This window comes from Pseudoalteromonas sp. G5_S1_54_S4 (genome assembly GCF_054968565.1).
In genome coordinates this window covers 61,545-78,687 of record NZ_JBQKUL010000001.1, presented here as the reverse complement: position 1 = coordinate 78,687, position 17,143 = coordinate 61,545, and the positions used below count along the sequence as shown (strand labels likewise).

The 17,143-nt window shown below is 40.5% G+C and carries 15 protein-coding genes; 6 read left to right on the top strand and 9 right to left on the bottom strand.

The features are described 5' to 3' along the window. Positions 1-15: 15 nt before the first annotated feature. Positions 16-354: a Grx4 family monothiol glutaredoxin gene (locus tag ACTRWE_RS00370; RefSeq protein WP_008113155.1), complete on the bottom strand. Its 339-nt coding sequence runs from the start codon at positions 352-354 to the stop codon at positions 16-18. Positions 355-618: 264 nt separating this feature from the next. Between ACTRWE_RS00370 and ACTRWE_RS00365 the strand changes: the two genes are divergently transcribed. The 5 genes from ACTRWE_RS00365 to ACTRWE_RS00345 all read left to right on the top strand — a co-directional run bounded on the left by ACTRWE_RS00365 (position 619) and on the right by ACTRWE_RS00345 (position 7,067). Next, positions 619-1,200: a superoxide dismutase gene (locus tag ACTRWE_RS00365; protein WP_010388603.1), complete on the top strand. Its 582-nt coding sequence runs from the start codon at positions 619-621 to the stop codon at positions 1,198-1,200. 209 nt (positions 1,201-1,409) lie between these two features. Next, positions 1,410-3,332 (top strand): PrkA family serine protein kinase, encoded by a 1,923-nt coding sequence (locus tag ACTRWE_RS00360; RefSeq protein ID WP_013465180.1) that lies wholly within the window; start codon positions 1,410-1,412, stop codon positions 3,330-3,332. A gap of 31 nt (positions 3,333-3,363) precedes the next feature. Beyond that, entirely contained in the window at positions 3,364-4,647 is a 1,284-nt protein-coding gene (locus ACTRWE_RS00355) for a YeaH/YhbH family protein (RefSeq protein WP_013465181.1), read from the top strand. Between the two features lie 18 nt (positions 4,648-4,665). Further along, positions 4,666-6,180 (top strand): SpoVR family protein, encoded by a 1,515-nt coding sequence (locus ACTRWE_RS00350; RefSeq protein WP_013465182.1) that lies wholly within the window; start codon positions 4,666-4,668, stop codon positions 6,178-6,180. A 5-nt stretch (positions 6,181-6,185) separates the two neighbouring features. Then, positions 6,186-7,067, top strand: a complete 882-nt coding sequence (locus tag ACTRWE_RS00345) for a universal stress protein (RefSeq protein ID WP_013465183.1) — start codon at positions 6,186-6,188, stop codon at positions 7,065-7,067. Positions 7,068-7,077: 10 nt separating this feature from the next. On the opposite strand, the gene ACTRWE_RS00340 is transcribed toward ACTRWE_RS00345, so the two are convergent. Further along, positions 7,078-8,049, bottom strand: coding sequence for a sensor domain-containing diguanylate cyclase (locus tag ACTRWE_RS00340; RefSeq protein WP_013465184.1), 972 nt, complete (start codon positions 8,047-8,049; stop codon positions 7,078-7,080). Between the two features lie 6 nt (positions 8,050-8,055). Beyond that, positions 8,056-9,060 carry a response regulator gene (locus ACTRWE_RS00335; RefSeq protein ID WP_035113247.1) on the bottom strand — a complete coding sequence of 335 codons (1,005 nt, stop codon included), beginning with the start codon at positions 9,058-9,060 and terminating at the stop codon, positions 8,056-8,058. A gap of 220 nt (positions 9,061-9,280) precedes the next feature. On the opposite strand from ACTRWE_RS00335, the gene tpx reads away from it, so the two are divergent. Next, positions 9,281-9,862 (top strand): thiol peroxidase, encoded by a 582-nt coding sequence (gene tpx / locus ACTRWE_RS00330; RefSeq protein ID WP_013465186.1) that lies wholly within the window; start codon positions 9,281-9,283, stop codon positions 9,860-9,862. 73 nt (positions 9,863-9,935) lie between these two features. Here the strand turns inward: tpx and adk are convergent, their stop codons facing one another. The 6 genes from adk to dnaX form a co-directional block, all read right to left on the bottom strand. Next, entirely contained in the window at positions 9,936-10,580 is a 645-nt protein-coding gene (gene adk / locus ACTRWE_RS00325) for an adenylate kinase (protein WP_013465187.1), read from the bottom strand. Between the two features lie 362 nt (positions 10,581-10,942). Further along, positions 10,943-12,856: a molecular chaperone HtpG gene (htpG, locus tag ACTRWE_RS00320; protein WP_462879296.1), complete on the bottom strand. Its 1,914-nt coding sequence runs from the start codon at positions 12,854-12,856 to the stop codon at positions 10,943-10,945. A gap of 130 nt (positions 12,857-12,986) precedes the next feature. Then, positions 12,987-13,700 carry an RluA family pseudouridine synthase gene (locus ACTRWE_RS00315; protein WP_013465189.1) on the bottom strand — a complete coding sequence of 238 codons (714 nt, stop codon included), beginning with the start codon at positions 13,698-13,700 and terminating at the stop codon, positions 12,987-12,989. 105 nt (positions 13,701-13,805) lie between these two features. Then, the gene (gene recR / locus ACTRWE_RS00310) at positions 13,806-14,414 is read right to left on the bottom strand and encodes a recombination mediator RecR (protein ID WP_013465190.1); all 609 of its coding nucleotides are present in this window, start codon (positions 14,412-14,414) and stop codon (positions 13,806-13,808) included. Positions 14,415-14,420: 6 nt separating this feature from the next. Beyond that, positions 14,421-14,747, bottom strand: a complete 327-nt coding sequence (locus ACTRWE_RS00305; RefSeq protein ID WP_013465191.1) for a YbaB/EbfC family nucleoid-associated protein — start codon at positions 14,745-14,747, stop codon at positions 14,421-14,423. 60 nt (positions 14,748-14,807) lie between these two features. Next, on the bottom strand, positions 14,808-17,141 hold the full coding sequence (gene dnaX / locus ACTRWE_RS00300) for a DNA polymerase III subunit gamma/tau (RefSeq protein WP_013465192.1): 2,334 nt from the start codon (positions 17,139-17,141) through the stop codon (positions 14,808-14,810). Positions 17,142-17,143 lie beyond the last annotated feature (2 nt).

Sequence of the window (17,143 nt, the reverse complement as noted above, 5' to 3'; positions counted from 1 at the left end):
TTTTTACCTAAACGCTTATTCAGCGTCTGCAGGTTTATGCTTTGCAGCTGTTTCAGTGATCAGTGGTTGTAATTCACCACGTTGAAACATTTCAATGATAATGTCACAGCCACCAATTAACTCGCCTTCAACCCAAAGTTGCGGGAAGGTAGGCCAATTAGCGTAAGCAGGAAGCTCTGCACGAATGTCTGGATTAAGTAAAATATCCACATATGCAAACGGTTCACCGCACGACATTAATGCTTGTGATGCTTGTGAAGAAAAACCACAATTAGGCAGTTTTGGTGATCCTTTCATGTATAAGATGATTGGGTTTTCAGCAATTTGCTGTTTAATTTTATCGATGGTTTCCATTTACAACCTCAAAATGACGATAGCGAACACATTAGGCCTTGAAAAAGTTTCACTGTGGCCTCAGATATATAGATTAACATAGGCAATTAAAGCCTCAATCTTAAATAGCTTTAGCAAGAGCATTGCTGTTTGCTAAAACTTGAGTAAAATACTCAACAATTATAGTAACACTATATTCCTGTTTGGTATAGATAAGTGCCCTGTTTGCGCAGGCATTACGTATTACTAAATAGACTATCAACCAAAAGAAGATGGAGATAAAAAATGGCATTTGAACTACCGTCACTACCGTATGCAATTGATGCACTTGAGCCACATATTTCACAAGAAACGTTAGAGTTTCACCATGGTAAACACCACAACACTTATGTGACTAAACTTAACGGTTTAATCCCAGGCACTGAGTTTGAAGGTAAATCACTTGAAGAGATCGTATGTTCTTCAGAAGGCGGTGTATTTAACAACGCTGCTCAGATCTGGAACCACACTTTCTACTGGAACAGCCTATCTCCAAATGGCGGTGGCGCTCCAACAGGTGCAATTGCTGATGCAATTAACGCTAAATGGGGCTCATTTGACGCATTTAAAGACGCGTTAAACGACAAAGCAGTAAATAACTTTGGTTCAAGCTGGACTTGGTTAGTTAAACTAGCTGATGGTTCACTAGACATCGTTAATACATCTAACGCTGCAACACCATTAACAGATGCAGGTGTTACACCAATCCTAACAGTGGATTTATGGGAACACGCATACTACATTGATTACCGTAACGTGCGTCCAGATTACCTTAAAGGTTTCTGGTCACTAGTTAACTGGGAATTCGCGAACGCTAACTTCGCATAATTAGTTTTAAACTAATCTTTAAAAAGACGCTTAGGCGTCTTTTTTTATGCCCGCTACTTTATTTGATTCCGTTTATACGTAGGTTGTTTTCTAAAAGTGCATCATGATCATTTTTCATATAAATTTTTAATTTTATTGCACAAAAATTTAAATTCGTGACTAGACTTTTAATAGTGAATACATTTTCCAAGTAGGTTTCGGAGGTCATTATGACTATTTTTGATCACTACCAAGCACGTTATGAATCAACACAAGAAGAAGAGTACAGTGTTGCTGAGTTTCTAGAAATTTGTAAAACCGATAAGTCTGCTTATGCCAGTGCACCTGAAAGATTACTGATGGCCATTGGCGAGCCTAAAATGGTAGATACCGCTACCGATACCCGTTTAAGTCGCTTATTTTCGAACCGTGTTGTTGCACGTTACCCTGCATTTGCCGATTTTTATGGTATGGAAGACGCCATTGAGCAAATTGTTTCTTATCTAAAACACGCGGCACAAGGCTTAGAAGAGTGTAAACAAGTGCTTTACTTGCTTGGCCCGGTGGGTGGCGGTAAGTCATCGATTGCTGAAAAGCTAAAGTATTTAATGCAACAAGTGCCTATTTATGCAATTAAGGGCTCCCCGGTTAATGACCATCCGCTGTCATTATTTGATCCCGTTGAAGATGCCAGCCTACTCGAAAAAGAATATGGAATTAAGTCTCGTTACCTCAAAACGGTAATGTCGCCATGGGCCGCAAAACGTTTACAAGAATTTAATGGTGATATTAGTCAATTTAGAGTGGTTAAACGTTTCCCATCAATTTTAAATCAAGTTGCGATTGCTAAAACAGAGCCCGGAGATGAAAACAATCAAGATATTTCTGCTCTTGTCGGTAAGGTCGATATTCGCCAACTTGAACACTTTGCACAAAATGATCCTGATGCTTATGCCTATTCAGGCGCATTATGTTTAGCCAACCAAGGCTTAATGGAATTTGTGGAAATGTTTAAAGCCCCCATAAAAGTGTTACATCCGCTTTTAACAGCTACCCAAGAAGGTAACTATAACGGCACAGAAGGCATAAGCGCCCTGCCATTTAACGGCATGATACTCGCCCACTCTAATGAATCAGAATGGCAAACCTTTAAAAACAATAAAAACAACGAAGCCTTTTTAGACCGTGTTTATATTGTTAAGGTTCCTTATTGCTTACGAGTGACCGAAGAAATTAAAATTTACGATAAGCTTATTGAACACAGTGAGCTTTACAACGCCCCCTGTGCGCCAGGTACACTTAAAATTTTAGCCCAATTTACCACTCTTTCGCGCTTAAAAGAGCCGGAAAACTCAAGCATTTACTCTAAGATGCGAGTTTACGATGGTGAAACCCTTAAAGACACCGATCCAAAAGCGAAGTCGTATCAAGAGTATCGTGATTATGCTGGTGTTGATGAGGGCATGACCGGGCTTTCAACCCGTTTTGCGTTTAAGATTTTATCGCGAGTATTCAACTTTGACACTACCGAAGTGGCCGCCAACCCTGTGCATTTGTTTTATGTGCTTGAGCAACAAATTGAGCGTGAACAATTTAGTGCCGAGGTTGAAGAACGTTATTTAAGCTTTTTAAAAGGCTATTTAATTCCACAATATGTTGAGTTTATAGGTAAAGAGCTACAAACCGCGTACTTAGAGTCATATTCAGAATATGGCCAAAATATTTTTGACCGCTACGTTATTTATGCTGATTTTTGGATTCAAGATCAAGAATACCGCGACCCTGATACAGGGCAATTATTTGACCGTGATGCACTCAACGCTGAGCTTGAAAAAATAGAAAAGCCTGCAGGTATTTCAAACCCTAAAGATTTTAGAAATGAAATTGTTAACTTTGTACTGCGTGCTCGCGCTCATAACAATGGCAAAAATCCGCTGTGGACAAGTTATGAAAAACTACGCACGGTTATTGAGAAAAAAATGTTCTCAAACACGGAAGACTTACTCCCTGTTATTTCATTTAATGCAAAAACATCAGCTGAAGATCAGCAAAAGCATGAGGACTTTGTTAATCGTATGGTTGAAAAAGGCTACACGCAAAAACAAGTGCGCTTGCTATCTGAGTGGTATTTACGGGTTAGAAAATCGCAATAACCTTCATAATTGCAGTTTTTAGGAGGTCATTATGGCGCATTTTATCGACAGGCGTTTAAATGGCAAAAACAAAAGCACAGTTAACCGCCAGCGTTTTATTAGGCGTTATAAAAAGCAGATCAAAGAAGCGGTGTCTGATGCGATCAATAAACGCAGTGTCACTGATTCAAGCTCTGGAGAGAGTATCTCTATTCCGCAGCGTGATATTAGCGAACCTACTTTTCATCAAGGTAGAGGCGGTAATAGAGAGCAAATACACCCTGGGAACGATCAGTTCTCTACTGGCGACAAAATAGAACGCCCTAAAGGAGGCAAAGGCGGTGGCGCAGGCGAAGGTGAAGCAAGTGACTCTGGCGAAGGCCAAGATGAATTTGTTTTTTCTATCTCTAAAGATGAATACCTTGATTTGTTATTTGAGGATTTAGAACTCCCTAATTTGCAAGAAAATCAGCTTGATAAGCTAGTGCAAATGAAAACCCATCGCGCTGGGTTTTGCAGTGATGGTATGCCCAGTAATATTGATGTAGTGCGCTCATTACAAGGCTCTCTAGCTCGTCGTATTGCAATGACCGCAGGTAAAAAACGCCGCCTTAGCGAGCTTGAGGGGCAACTAGCACTGCTGCTTGAACAACCACACTGTGATAAAGCCGCTGTGGCCTTATTACAAAAAGAAATCGACACACTTAAACAGCAAATAAAAACCGTGCCCTTTATCGATAATTACGACTTACGTTTTCGTAACTACGACAAACAACCACACCCAACTAGTAAAGCGGTGATGTTTTGTATTATGGATGTGTCAGGTTCAATGGATCAAGCAACAAAAGACATGGCAAAACGCTTTTACATTTTGCTTTATCAGTTTTTAACTCGCAGCTACAAAGACATCGACGTTGTGTATATTCGCCATCATACCCAAGCCAAAGAAGTTGATGAGCAAGAGTTTTTTTATTCACAAGAAACAGGCGGTACCATTGTTTCAAGTGCACTAAAACTGATGAATGAAATAATAGCTGAGCGCTATAATGCTGATGAATGGAATATATACGCAGCACAAGCTTCTGATGGTGATAATTGGGCCGATGACACGCCCCAATGTGGACACATTTTACGTAATAAAATACTTAAAGCTGTTCGCTATTTTGCCTATATAGAAATTACCACACGTGCTCATCAAAGTTTATGGCGCGAGTATCAAAACATTAGTCAAACGAACAGTAATTTTGCCATCCAGCATATCCAATGTGTTGAAGATATTTACCCTATATTTAGGGAGCTATTTAAAAAAGGTCGTCAACAGCAAGGGGCTGCATAGCCAAAGCGAGGTAGCATTATGAACGATAATCGAATAAGTGATGGGCCAGATTGGACCTTTGAACTATTGCAACAATACCAAGACGAAATAGCGCGTGTGGCTGAGCACTACAAGTTAGACACCTACCCTAACCAAATTGAAGTGATCACCGCAGAACAAATGATGGATGCCTACTCAAGTGTAGGCATGCCCATTGGCTACACTCACTGGTCGTATGGTAAAAAATTTATTCAAACGGAGCAAAATTATAAACGCGGTCAAATGGGACTTGCGTATGAAATTGTGATTAATTCGAACCCCTGTATTGCTTACCTAATGGAAGAAAACACCCTTCCGATGCAGGCACTGGTTATGGCACATGCTTGCTATGGGCATAACTCATTTTTTAAAGGGAATTATTTATTTAAAACATGGACTGATGCAGGCTCAATTATTGATTATTTATTGTTTGCTAAAAACTATATTAGCCGCTGTGAAGAAAAGTACGGTATTTCCGAAGTAGAAAGCATACTCGACTCATGTCATGCATTAATGAGTTACGGTGTTGATAGGTACAAACGTCCACAACGAATTTCGTTATTTGAAGAGCAAAAGCGTCAGCAAGAACGGGCTGAGTATTTGCAATCACAAGTTAACGAATTATGGCGTACCATTCCTTCTCAACAGCAAGAGTCAAAAAAACACGAACGCCACTTCCCGCAAGAGCCACAGGAAAATATTCTGTACTTTATTGAAAAAAATGCCCCTTTACTCGAGTCATGGCAGCGAGAAATCGTCAGGATAGTGCGAAAAATATCACAATACTTTTACCCGCAAAAACAAACCCAAGTAATGAATGAAGGTTGGGCCACTTTTTGGCACTACACTATTTTGAACCATTTATATGATGAGGGAAAACTAACCGACTCATTTATGTTGGAGTTTTTACAAAGCCATACTAATGTTGTGTACCAACCTCCATACAATAGCGATTATTACTCAGGTATTAACCCCTATGCACTGGGCTTTAATATGATGGTTGATATACGTCGTATTTGTGAAAACCCAACAGAAGAAGATAAACGCTGGTTCCCTGAGCATGCGGGCAGTGACTGGCTCGAGACACTGCACTTTGCAATGCAAAATTTCAAAGATGAGAGTTTTATTAGCCAATTTTTATCCCCTAAGCTGATTCGGGATTTTAAATTATTCACCATAGTCGACCATGCTAGTAACCCACATTTAGAAATAGGCGCTATTCACGACGATAATGGCTACAAAGCGGTTAGAGAAGCACTTTCTGCACAATATAACCTTAGTAATCATGAGCCTAACATACAAGTTTACGATGTTGACTTACGCGGTGACCGCTCTTTAACCCTACGATATGTACCTCATAATGCCGTTCCACTGGCTAACTCCCATGGGGAGGTATTAAAACACCTTTACAGACTATGGGGCTTTAAGGTAAAACTGGAACAGGAGTCAAATTCTGGTGAGATTTCAACCATTGGTCAATGTCCAATTGATGATTCACGCCATACAACAGAGTAAAAATAATGGACAAAAAAAAGCTTCTTGTACTGATTGATTCGGTTGAATTTGCAAAAACGTCATTGCAGCATGCTAAACAAAAAGCGCTGCAAGGGAATAAACATATTGATATTGTTGCATTTAGCTTTGAAGAAACCGGCAATATTTTATTTTCTCTGTCGCCAGAACAATTGCTTTCACTCCAAGATAAATGCCTTTCATCATTAAGGGCACAGTTGGAGCCACTGATTAGCGCAGAACTGGAGGGTTGCAGTTATACCTTTCAAACCGCATGGCATGAAGCCCCCGAGCAGTGGCTTAACGAAGATATTAATACTGATGATTACGAAATGGTGATAAAAACACGCCATATCGACAGCGACAGCCAATTTAGTGAACTTGATTGGCAACTTATCCGCTTTACGCCCATCGCTTTGTATTTAGCGGCAGATAACAAATGGCGCAAGCATACCAACATACTCGCCGCACTTGATTTAGCCAGCGAAAAAACCGCAAAACATAAACTTAATCAGTCAATTATTAAATATGGCCTAGCATACGCACAGCGAACAGACTGTGAATTTTATGCCGGCTACACAGTGTATATTTCTCCAATATTAAGAGATTTAGGCTTAGTATTTTCAGAAGAGCAACTAGTCAATGCCTTTGAGAAATTACCTCAATCACAGCAACAACTCATTATTGATAATAACTTACGCGACAAACTTTATATTAAAGCGGGTTTACCTGAGCAGGTGATCCCAAGCTTAGCGGCCAAGCTCAATGCTGATTTAGTGATTATAGGATCTGTTGGGAATGTAGGAATTAAAGCAAAACTCATTGGTAATACTGCAGAAAAAATAATGCGCTTACTTAAAACTGACTTGCTTATTTTACCCCCCAATTAAAAAATGATGCCTAAGCATCATTTTTTATATCAGCGTATACCGACACTTTATTTCGACCTGTTTCTTTTGAATGATAAAGCGCTTTATCGGCAGCTTCAATCCAGCGTTCGTGATCTTTAAACTGATCATCAAAACACGCAATACCCACACTAATGGCCATATGCACCGTGTGCTCATTGTATTTCGCCGGAGAGGTTTCAATTAATTGGCGTAAACGTTCAGCAAATACAATCGCCCCTTGTTTATCGGTATCTAATAAAGTAACAACAAACTCTTCACCGCCGTATCGCCCAGCAATGTCTGTTTCACGCAATGCAGTTTTCAGTAAACTCGCTATATGACGAAGTGCTTCATCTCCAGCACTGTGTCCAAAATCATCATTTACCTTTTTAAAGTGGTCAATATCAAAAATTAATAACGAGCAACAACCTTCGTTTCGCTTCGTTCGTAAAAATTCTTGGTGCAGTAAATGCTCCCAATGCCCTCTATTGGCAAGCTGGGTTAAACTATCTGTTTGGCTTACTTGTTCTAGTTTTTTATTTAACTCTTCTAGTTCTTTTTTGTTAACCGCAATATCTGTCACATCGTAAATAATAATACAAATATGCTCGACTTCGCCTCGCACATTGGTAAGTGGAATAAACGTGGCATTTTGATACATATAGTCCGCTTTACCGGTAATTGGTCGGTAGTTTTTAAAACGAAAAATATACGGCTGCTGCTCCCAAATAGTAAATGAACGATTCTTTAATACAAACACTGACTCAGATTTACTTCTAAACCATTTTTCATCAATGGCCGGAAATAAATCAAATAAGTCTTTGTCTTTTACAGCGCTCGGTAACAAACCAGAATGATTTTCCATAAAACCATTCCATACATGCACTTTGTATTCTCGATCGAGTACAACAAGACCGACATCAACCGTATTAAACATATCCATTAACCAATGGATTTCATTCAAATCTAAATCAGCTGGCATAAATATTTAATCTTCTAGTAGATGAGCAACTTTGTATTTTAAAGTTTTTAGTGAATCTTCAGTAAAGAGCAACATTAAATCACAACTAATATCATGATTTTCAATACCGTAACTTATTTCTATGGCTAGAGTCCGTTGCCAGCGCGACTTATTCGACTGAACAAGTTCAGAAACGTCCCGATGCTGCCCCAAAACTATTGGATGCCCTTGGCTAAAGGTCATGTCGAGTTGTTTTGACAAGCCGGTTAAAATAGCGCCAATTAAAATGTTACTTACATCCATTAGCAACTCTAACTCAACCTTGTCGTTTAGTTCACCTTCGTAATTCATCAGTGAGGCTATTTCTTTAAAACTAGAGTCATTTAAAAGTAATAATGCCTCGCCAGATACCCCGCCACCTATAAAGCCTTGGCAAATACCCGATGTAGTATCATTGGTATCAACAGAGCTTAACGCCATGTTGAGCTCACTGACTTCTAAAACATTAACATTAGGAATGGGTAACTTAACAAATACATTAAGCAGTCTTGCCAGTAAATCTCCAGCTTGACCCATGGCAACATTAGTAAGCTCTTGATATATATCACGAACATCAGGGTCAACTTGTTCACCTAACGAGTGAGACATGCGTTCACGCAGTGCTCTATCTCTAATACCATGATGTTCAATAATGGCAGCAAGCTTTTCTGGGGAACACGGTTTTTGAATAAAATCTATGGCGCCAAGCTCAAGCACACGTTGATGCGCACTCGGTTGAATATCGCCTGATACCACAACAGTGAGAACGTCGAGTCCTTGCTCTTTCATTGCAGCAAGCACGCCATAACCGTCCATTTCTGGCATATTTAAATCAAGGAAAAGAATTTCAGGCTGGGCTTTAGTTATTTGTTTTATGCAGTCTACACCGTCACATGCAAATTCAACTTTAATATCCCAATCATCGGGTAAAGACCGAGCTAATTGACGTCTAGCTAGTTTTGAATCATCACAAATTAAAACCGATGTTGACATATTATCTCTCTATTTTAAAACTTGTTGTACGCTGACACCGCAAAAAATAAAGGCACGGATATTATTAATTAATACCTATCTCTTATATATACATAGTAATCAAAGTATTGCTTATTTACAATTTTAGGGAAAATAAACGCGTCAATTATTCTGCTTGGTAACTCCATCACAGTATAATACACTCACCACTATTACGTTAATTCTTAAAAGGAAAAAATCCATGCGTCGTTCATTAGCCTTTGCATTGAGCCTGTTTTGTTGCACTAGTTTTGCATCAGAGTTACCTGAAAACACCTTAGATGCAGGAAAAGTAACAGCGCAAGGTAAACCTGTTACGTTACTAGGCCAAGGCCTTAAAGTCGGTGCTGATGCGCCAAATTTTAAAGTGGTCGACGACAGCTTTACTGCCATTACATTAGAAAATTACCAAGGGCAAGCCGTATTGATAAGCGTGGTACCAAGCTTAGATACTGGCATTTGTAGCCTACAAACAAAGCATTTTAATGAAAAAGTAGCGCAACAGTTTCCTGGCGTGGCCATGTTGACGATTAGTGCCGACCTACCTTTTGCACAAAAACGTTTTTGCAAAGCAGAGAATATCGATAAAGTTACGACACTGTCTGATTCTGTATGGCGTGATTTTGGCCAAAAGTATGGGTTAATAATTAAAGATATGGGGTTACTTACTCGCGCTGTTTTTATTCTCGATAAAAGCCATAAAGTTATATATAAACAATTAGTTAGTAGCTTATCAACCGAGCCTGAATACGATAGCGTTATTGAAAAGCTTAAAACGCTTTAAAGGTCGAATTTCAGATAATAAAAAACCGCTATGAAGCGGTTTTTTTGATTATGCTCTTAATTTTAGATAAAAATTAACCTAAAAGCTCAGCTAGTTGCTTGCTTACTGCTTCAACCGCTTGAGTACCGTCTAATTTATGGTACTGCGTATTACCAGCTTGTGCTTCTGCTTGGTAGTAGTCAACCAATGGCATTGTTTGCTCATGGTAAATGCCTAAGCGTTTACGAACTGTCTCTTCTGTGTCATCCGCACGGATAATAAGCTCTTCGCCTGTTTCGTTGTCTTTACCTTCCTCTTTTGGTGGATTGTAAACAACATGATAAACACGACCAGAACCAGGATGAACACGACGGCCACCCATACGCTCAACAATCACTTCATCAGCAACATCAAATTCAATAACGTGATCAACGACAACGCCATTATCTTTCATTGCATCAGCTTGTGGAATGGTACGTGGGAAGCCATCAAGTAGAAAGCCTTTCTCACAATCAGGTTTTGCAATGCGCTCTTTAACAAGGCCAATGATGATGTCATCAGAAATTAACTGACCTGCGTCCATTACTTTTTTTGCTTCAAGGCCAAGTGGTGTGCCCTCTTTAATTGCAGCTCGTAGCATATCACCGGTAGAAATTTGTGGAATACCGTATCTATCCATTAAAAACTGAGCTTGAGTACCTTTACCTGCACCCGGCGCGCCCAAAAGAATAATGCGCATATCATTGTCCCCTAATATGAGAGTTTATTTTAAAGTCTGAATTCTTCCACAAGCGCCGCAGATACTCAAGTAACTTATACTAATTGTCTAGAGTCTGTTGGCCTTTGCGGATTAATATTTGTACAAACTAGGGGCACTTTAATAGCGGCGCAAGGTTTGCAACCTAGTAGGCTGAGTAAAAATCGAGCAAAGCTTCTGCGTCCTGCTCACGCCATTTGCCACCATCCATGTAGGCAGACAGACCCTTTCGGGCAGCGTCTATGCAGCAAATTTAACCTTTAAAAATCAATAAACTCTATGCTCCAGCGCATAAAAAAAGGGAACAAACGTTCCCTTTTTACTCAATCATTGATTTTTAATACTTATTTGCTTAAATCAAGCATAAGTTTATTTAAGCGAGTGACAAATCCAGTTGGATCTTTAAGCGTACCGCGCTCAGCTAGTAATGCTTGATCTAGCAATACATGTGACCACTGCGAAAATTTATCTTCGTCTTGCTCATCATTTAAATGCTTAACAATCTGATGCTCAGGGTTTAGCTCAAACACAGGTTTAGCTTCTGGCACTGCTTGACCTACTGACTCCATCAGCTTTTGCATTTGCGAGCTCATGTCGTTGTCGTCGCTCACCACACAGGCTGGCGAATCGGTTAAACGATGTGTAAAGCGTACTTCTTTAACATCATCACCTAATGCGGTCTTAATACGCTCAATAAGGCCTGCAACTTCTTTTTCAGACTCTTCTTGTGCTTTTTTAGTTTCTTCGTCGTCTAAATCGCCTAAATCTAAATCACCGCGAGTAATTGATTGAAATTGCTTGTCTGCAAATTCAGTTAAGTGGCTCATCATCCACTCATCAACACGGTCACTTAGTAGTAAAACTTCAATGCCTTTTTTACGGAAGATCTCTAAATGCGGTGAGTTTTTAGCTGCAATAAATGAGTCAGCAACAACATAGTAAATTTTATCTTGGCTGTCTTTCATACGCTCAATGTATTGTTCAAGCGATACATCTTGAGTGTCTGAATCGGTATGCGTTGAAGCAAAACGTAATAGCTTAGCAATGCTCTCTTTGTTAGCCGCATCTTCTGCTGGGCCTTCTTTCATTACTTGACCAAATTCATTCCAAAACGTTTGGTAATCATCGGCTTTGTTTTTCGCCATACGCTCAAGCATTTTAATAATACGCGACGTACACCCCTTACGGATAGCTTGGGTCACTTTGTTATCTTGAAGTATTTCACGCGATACGTTCAGTGGTAAATCATTTGAATCTAATAGACCTTTAACGAAACGCAGGTAGCTTGGCATAAACTGCTCAGCATCATCCATAATGAATACACGTTGCACGTATAATTTTAAGCCACTTTGGCGCTCGCGGTTCCATAAATCAAACGGCGCTTTTTTCGGAATGTATAACAAGCTGGTGTATTCAGTTTTACCTTCAACTTTGTTATGTCCCCAACTAAGTGGATCTTCCCAGTCATGGCTTACATGCTTGTAAAATTCTTTGTATTCATCTTCAGAGATTTCAGACTTATCACGCGTCCACAATGCCGTAGCACGGTTAATGCTTTCCCACTCACCAGGAACTGCTGGAATTTTCTCGCCGTCTTCGCCTTCAGACTCTGGTACTTCTGCTTTGTACATTTGTACTGGTGTAGAAATATGATCAGAGTATTTAGTCACGATACTACGAAGGCGCCATTCGTCTGCGTACTCTTTTTCTTCTTCACGTAGGTGTAGAATAATGTCTGTACCGCGGCCTTCTTTTTCAATTTCTTGCAGCGTGTATTCACCTTCACCTTTTGATTGCCACTCTACAGCTGTTGTCTCGCCTGCTTTACGGGTACGCACTGTCACTTCATCAGCAACAATAAACGCTGAGTAAAAGCCCACACCAAATTGACCAATAAGTTGTGAATCTTTGCTTTGGTCGCCCGTTAAGTTTTTGAAAAACTCTGCGGTACCCGACTTTGCAATTGTACCTAAAGAGCTGATCACTTCATCACGTGTCATACCAATACCATTATCAGAAATGGTTACCGTATTGGCTTCTTTATCAGCACTAATACGTACACGTAAATCAGCATCACCTTTATATAGGTCGCCGTTTGATAACGCTAAAAAGCGTAATTTATCGGCTGCATCAGATGCGTTTGATACAAGCTCACGTAAAAATATTTCTTTATTAGAATAAAGCGAGTGAATCATTAAGTTTAGTAATTGTTTTACTTCTGTTTGAAAGCCTAATGTTTCTTTTTGTGCTGCAGTCATTTATGTATCTCCAATTTGCAAAGTGTCTGCGTTATGCACTTAATATGGGGGGAGGTGTGAGAACTTCAAGGGAAAAAAGTAAAAAAAGCTGCCAGCAAAAAACAACAATATTATAAAAAACAATATCTGTTCAAAATGGGCTAGCACAGTGTAAATGCATCGGCTTTTGAGTGCTTGGGTGATGAAAATATATATCGCTGGCATGTAGCTGCAAACGCGACGCCATCTGCTCACTCTGTTCACTTTTATACAAATCGCAACCTAAAATAGGATGCCCAATTGCATGACTATGAATACGTAATTGATGCGTTCGACCAGTAACGGGGGTAAATTGCACTAACGTCTTGATTGGTTGAATAAAACGCTTAAGTACTGTGTAGTGTGTTAAGGCCGCTTTGCCTGTGGTGTTACATAACTTAACACGAGGAAAATGGAGTTTGTCTTTAGCAATCGGGTAATTTATTTGTCCGTGGTTATCGCACACTTTTCCTTGCAACATAGCGACATAGCGTTTGCTTATGGTGTGACTTTGAAATTGTTGATTGAGGTTTTTTGCCGACTCACTATTGAGTGCCACCAGCATGATCCCTGAGGTTCCAAAATCTAATCGATGAGGTAACTTTGCTTCTGCAAAGGCGGCTGTTTTACCCTGTTGACCATTGACTAAGCGATAATGAACGGAATCCCAATTTAGTGGGTTTTTACCCGACAAACTCAATAAACCGCTAGGTTTATTGATCACTAAAAGCGCCTCATCTTGATAAATAATTTTTATGTGTTCATGGCAAACAGGTGCGATAAAGTCATCAACAATCACACTAGCACTTTGGGTTATTGCAGCCATACCATCCTTAAACTTTTGTTTATATTGCAATTAAAGCCAACAAAAAAGCCTACAGCATGTATGTAGGCTTTTAAAGTAAGTTCAAATAGTTAAGCTTAAAATAAACTATTCATGGCTGACTAAGCGCCTACCGCTAAATGCATGCATAAGCGTCATTCCATCGACTAAATCAAGCTCACCACCAACAGGAATACCATGAGCAATACGCGATGCACCCACATTGTTTTTGTGGCAAAGCTGAGCAATATAATGCGCCGTTGTTTCGCCTTCAACCGAAGGATTTGTGGCTAAAATGACTTCATTAATACCGCCTTGCGCAAGCTTTTGCTCGAGTACATCAAGGCCAATTTCTTTAGGCCCTATGCCATCAATCGGTGATAAATGCCCCATTAATACAAAGTAAAGCCCTTTGTATTGACCTGTTTGCTCAATGGCGAGTACATCCGTTGGCGATTCAACAACACATAAAATACCACTGTCTTGGCGCTTAGTGCTTAAGCAAATATCACATTGTGCTTGCTCGGTAAACGTGCGGCACGACTGACAATGCCCTACAGCCGTCATCGCTTTTGTTAGCGCATTGCCAAGCTGAGTGCCGCCTTTACGGTCGCGCTCTAATAAATGAAATGCAATACGCTGGGCAGACTTCGGACCGATGCCGGGCTGACAACGAAGTGCTTCAATAAGCGATGTTAAACTATCTGAAAGTTGCATAGTTGCTTAGAACGGCATTTTCATACCAGGTGGTAATTGCATACCGCCTGTCACTTTACCCATGCGTTCTTGCGTTTCATCGGCAACACGGCGAACAGCATCGTTACATGCTGCAGCTAATAAATCTTCAATCATGTCTTTGTCGTCTTCCATTAAGCTTTCATCAAGCTCAACACGGCGCACGTTGTGGTTACCAAGCATGGTTACTTTAACTAAACCGGCACCAGCTTCACCAACGACTTCCATTGTTGCGATTTCTTCTTGGGCTTTTTGCATGCGCTCTTGCATTTGCTGCGCTTGCTTCATCATGTTACCCATTCCACCTTTAAACATAATCGTCTCTCTTTCTTTTAATACATTAACTGAAGTATAAATAAGGGCACTGATAGTTAATTACAATGCCTGAATACTGTTTTCGTCAATTTCAGCGCTAAATAGCTGTTGAAATTGTACTATATTTTCATCACTTGTGATCACATCAATCGCTTGCTGATGACGACCTGCATCAATTTTTTGTTGAATTAAATAAGGCGAGTCAATCACCCCACTGGCAAAGTCGATATTTAGCTCAACGTTATGCCCATAAATAGTCGATAACGCCACATTTAACTTTTGGCGCAGCATAGGCGTATCTAAATGCTTTTGCGATTCATCCACTTCAATATGAAAATGATTGTCTTGCTTGGTAAAAATTGAATGCAAGGCAAACTGGCGCATGCGCCCGCCAAGCCCCATTCGCTTAATTAAATAAGCCCATTCATCTTGTTGATGGGCAAATCTAATTTCACTGATGGGGCTTTGAAAATCATCCGGCACCGGAATACTTGGTGCTTGTTCAACAACAGGAGCCGGTTTTTGCGGATTAATTTGCTCTAATAGCTCAGGTGCAAGATTTTCGGTAATTGTTTGATGCTTTGCTTTAAAGTCAACTTTATTTGCAGGTTTAGTGCTTACCTGTGGCTTGCTCCCTGACATGGGGAGCGCTGGCTTTTTTGGTAACTCATCACCCGCCTCACTATCCCATGGAGGCGGCTCCTGCGCTACAGCTTGAGGTGTATTGCTAATAGGTTTATCGACGGGCCTAGTAGGGGTCGATTTTGGCACAACAGGTTTTTCGGTTGCTGCGCTTGACAGTTTACCCGCACCGGAAATATTTCTGTCACGTAAAATACGCGCTATTGCATACTGTGCACGTGCTTCTTGCTCGCCCATTGTTGGCGCTGAATGCTCAGTGCTACTAGGTACGTTTGATAGCTCAGGATTAAATCCTTGGTCAACCGCGCTACTCATTACATCATCGTATTGCGCTGCAATGGTTTGTTCTACATCGCTGTGCTGCATGTAGGCATCATCTTCGCTTTGACGCTGCGCTTGTTCATCGCTCATTGGCGTTGTATCAGACACGTTTGGCTGACTTTGCGTTGACTCTTGCTCAATGTGAGTCCGGCTATTATCAGAGCGCGAAACCTCAGGCTCAGCAGCCTCTATTGGCTGTGGATTATGTATTGATGGCTGACTTTCAGTGCTATTGCTATGCGCTGGTTTATTTTTATTTAAAATATCACGCAATGCATTGGTACGCCCTGTGGCATTTTGCTCTGGCGCGGGTTGCGAGCTAGGTGCTGAATGCGTCGTTTGTGAGTGCTCAGGTTGAAATGCTAACAATCGTAGCATAATCATCTCAAACCCTAAGCGTGGCTCAGGCGCCCACTGTAAATCTTTTTTGCCATTCAGTAATAACTGATAATACACTTGAATTTGCTGAGCATGAGTGTGCGCTGCAACATGCTTAATGTAGTCAGCATTATTGCTATCAAGTGCTGCCGCTTCAGGCACTAATTGGCTTAATTGAATAATATGCGTAAGTGCAATTAAGTCATCAAGTAGTGCAATGTAATTAGGATTTCTGCTCGCGACTTGGGCAACTTCAGCCATTAAGGCTGCGCCATCCTGCGCGAGTAATGCAGCGAGTAAACTCTGACTATAATGGGTATCCATTAAACCAAGCATGGCTTGAACAGCTTGATTATTAATATCGCCATTTGTTTGAGCAATAGCCTGATCGGTCAGGCTCAGCGCATCTCGCATACTGCCATCGGCTGCTTTAGCAATAATACTTAGGGCATCATTATCAAAATTGAGCTGTTCTTGTGTAAGAACATGCTCAAGCTGTTGCTTAATTTCAGCTTGCGACAAGGCATTTAAATTAAACTGTAAACAGCGCGATAAAATAGTTACCGGTAATTTTTGTGGATCGGTGGTCGCCAGTAAAAACTTTACATGCTCAGGTGGTTCTTCGAGCGTTTTTAATAAGGCATTAAAGCTGTGCTTTGACAACATGTGTACTTCATCAATTAAGTACACTTTGTAGCGTCCGCGGGTTGGCGCATATTGAACGTTATCGAGTATTTCGCGAGTATCTTCAACTTTTGTGCGTGAGGCCGCATCTATTTCGAGTAAATCAATGTAGCGCCCTGCTTCTATATCAACACAGCTACTACATTGACCACATGGTGTGGCAGAAATGCCCTCATCACAATTTAAGCTTTTAGCAAAAATACGCGCAATGGTCGTTTTACCAACACCACGGGTTCCAGTGAATAAATAAGCGTGATGCAGTCTATTTTGATTCAGCGCATTAACCAGCGCTTGTTTAACATGAGACTGCCCAACCAATTCATGAAAGGTTTGAGGACGCCATTTTCTCGCTAGAACCTGATAACTCATCG

Coding starts and splice junctions, on each gene's coding strand:
- tpx (WP_013465186.1), top strand. CDS start 9,281: ATGCGTCGTTCATTAGCCTTTGCATTGAGCCTGTTTTGTTGCACTAGT.
- ACTRWE_RS00360 (WP_013465180.1), top strand. CDS start 1,410: ATGACTATTTTTGATCACTACCAAGCACGTTATGAATCAACACAAGAA.
- htpG (WP_462879296.1), bottom strand. CDS start 12,856: ATGACTGCAGCACAAAAAGAAACATTAGGCTTTCAAACAGAAGTAAAA.
- ACTRWE_RS00355 (WP_013465181.1), top strand. CDS start 3,364: ATGGCGCATTTTATCGACAGGCGTTTAAATGGCAAAAACAAAAGCACA.
- ACTRWE_RS00315 (WP_013465189.1), bottom strand. CDS start 13,700: ATGGCTGCAATAACCCAAAGTGCTAGTGTGATTGTTGATGACTTTATC.
- adk (WP_013465187.1), bottom strand. CDS start 10,580: ATGCGCATTATTCTTTTGGGCGCGCCGGGTGCAGGTAAAGGTACTCAA.
- ACTRWE_RS00340 (WP_013465184.1), bottom strand. CDS start 8,049: ATGCCAGCTGATTTAGATTTGAATGAAATCCATTGGTTAATGGATATG.
- ACTRWE_RS00370 (WP_008113155.1), bottom strand. CDS start 354: ATGGAAACCATCGATAAAATTAAACAGCAAATTGCTGAAAACCCAATC.
- ACTRWE_RS00345 (WP_013465183.1), top strand. CDS start 6,186: ATGGACAAAAAAAAGCTTCTTGTACTGATTGATTCGGTTGAATTTGCA.
- ACTRWE_RS00350 (WP_013465182.1), top strand. CDS start 4,666: ATGAACGATAATCGAATAAGTGATGGGCCAGATTGGACCTTTGAACTA.
- ACTRWE_RS00365 (WP_010388603.1), top strand. CDS start 619: ATGGCATTTGAACTACCGTCACTACCGTATGCAATTGATGCACTTGAG.
- ACTRWE_RS00335 (WP_035113247.1), bottom strand. CDS start 9,060: ATGTCAACATCGGTTTTAATTTGTGATGATTCAAAACTAGCTAGACGT.
- ACTRWE_RS00305 (WP_013465191.1), bottom strand. CDS start 14,747: ATGTTTAAAGGTGGAATGGGTAACATGATGAAGCAAGCGCAGCAAATG.
- dnaX (WP_013465192.1), bottom strand. CDS start 17,141: ATGAGTTATCAGGTTCTAGCGAGAAAATGGCGTCCTCAAACCTTTCAT.
- recR (WP_013465190.1), bottom strand. CDS start 14,414: ATGCAACTTTCAGATAGTTTAACATCGCTTATTGAAGCACTTCGTTGT.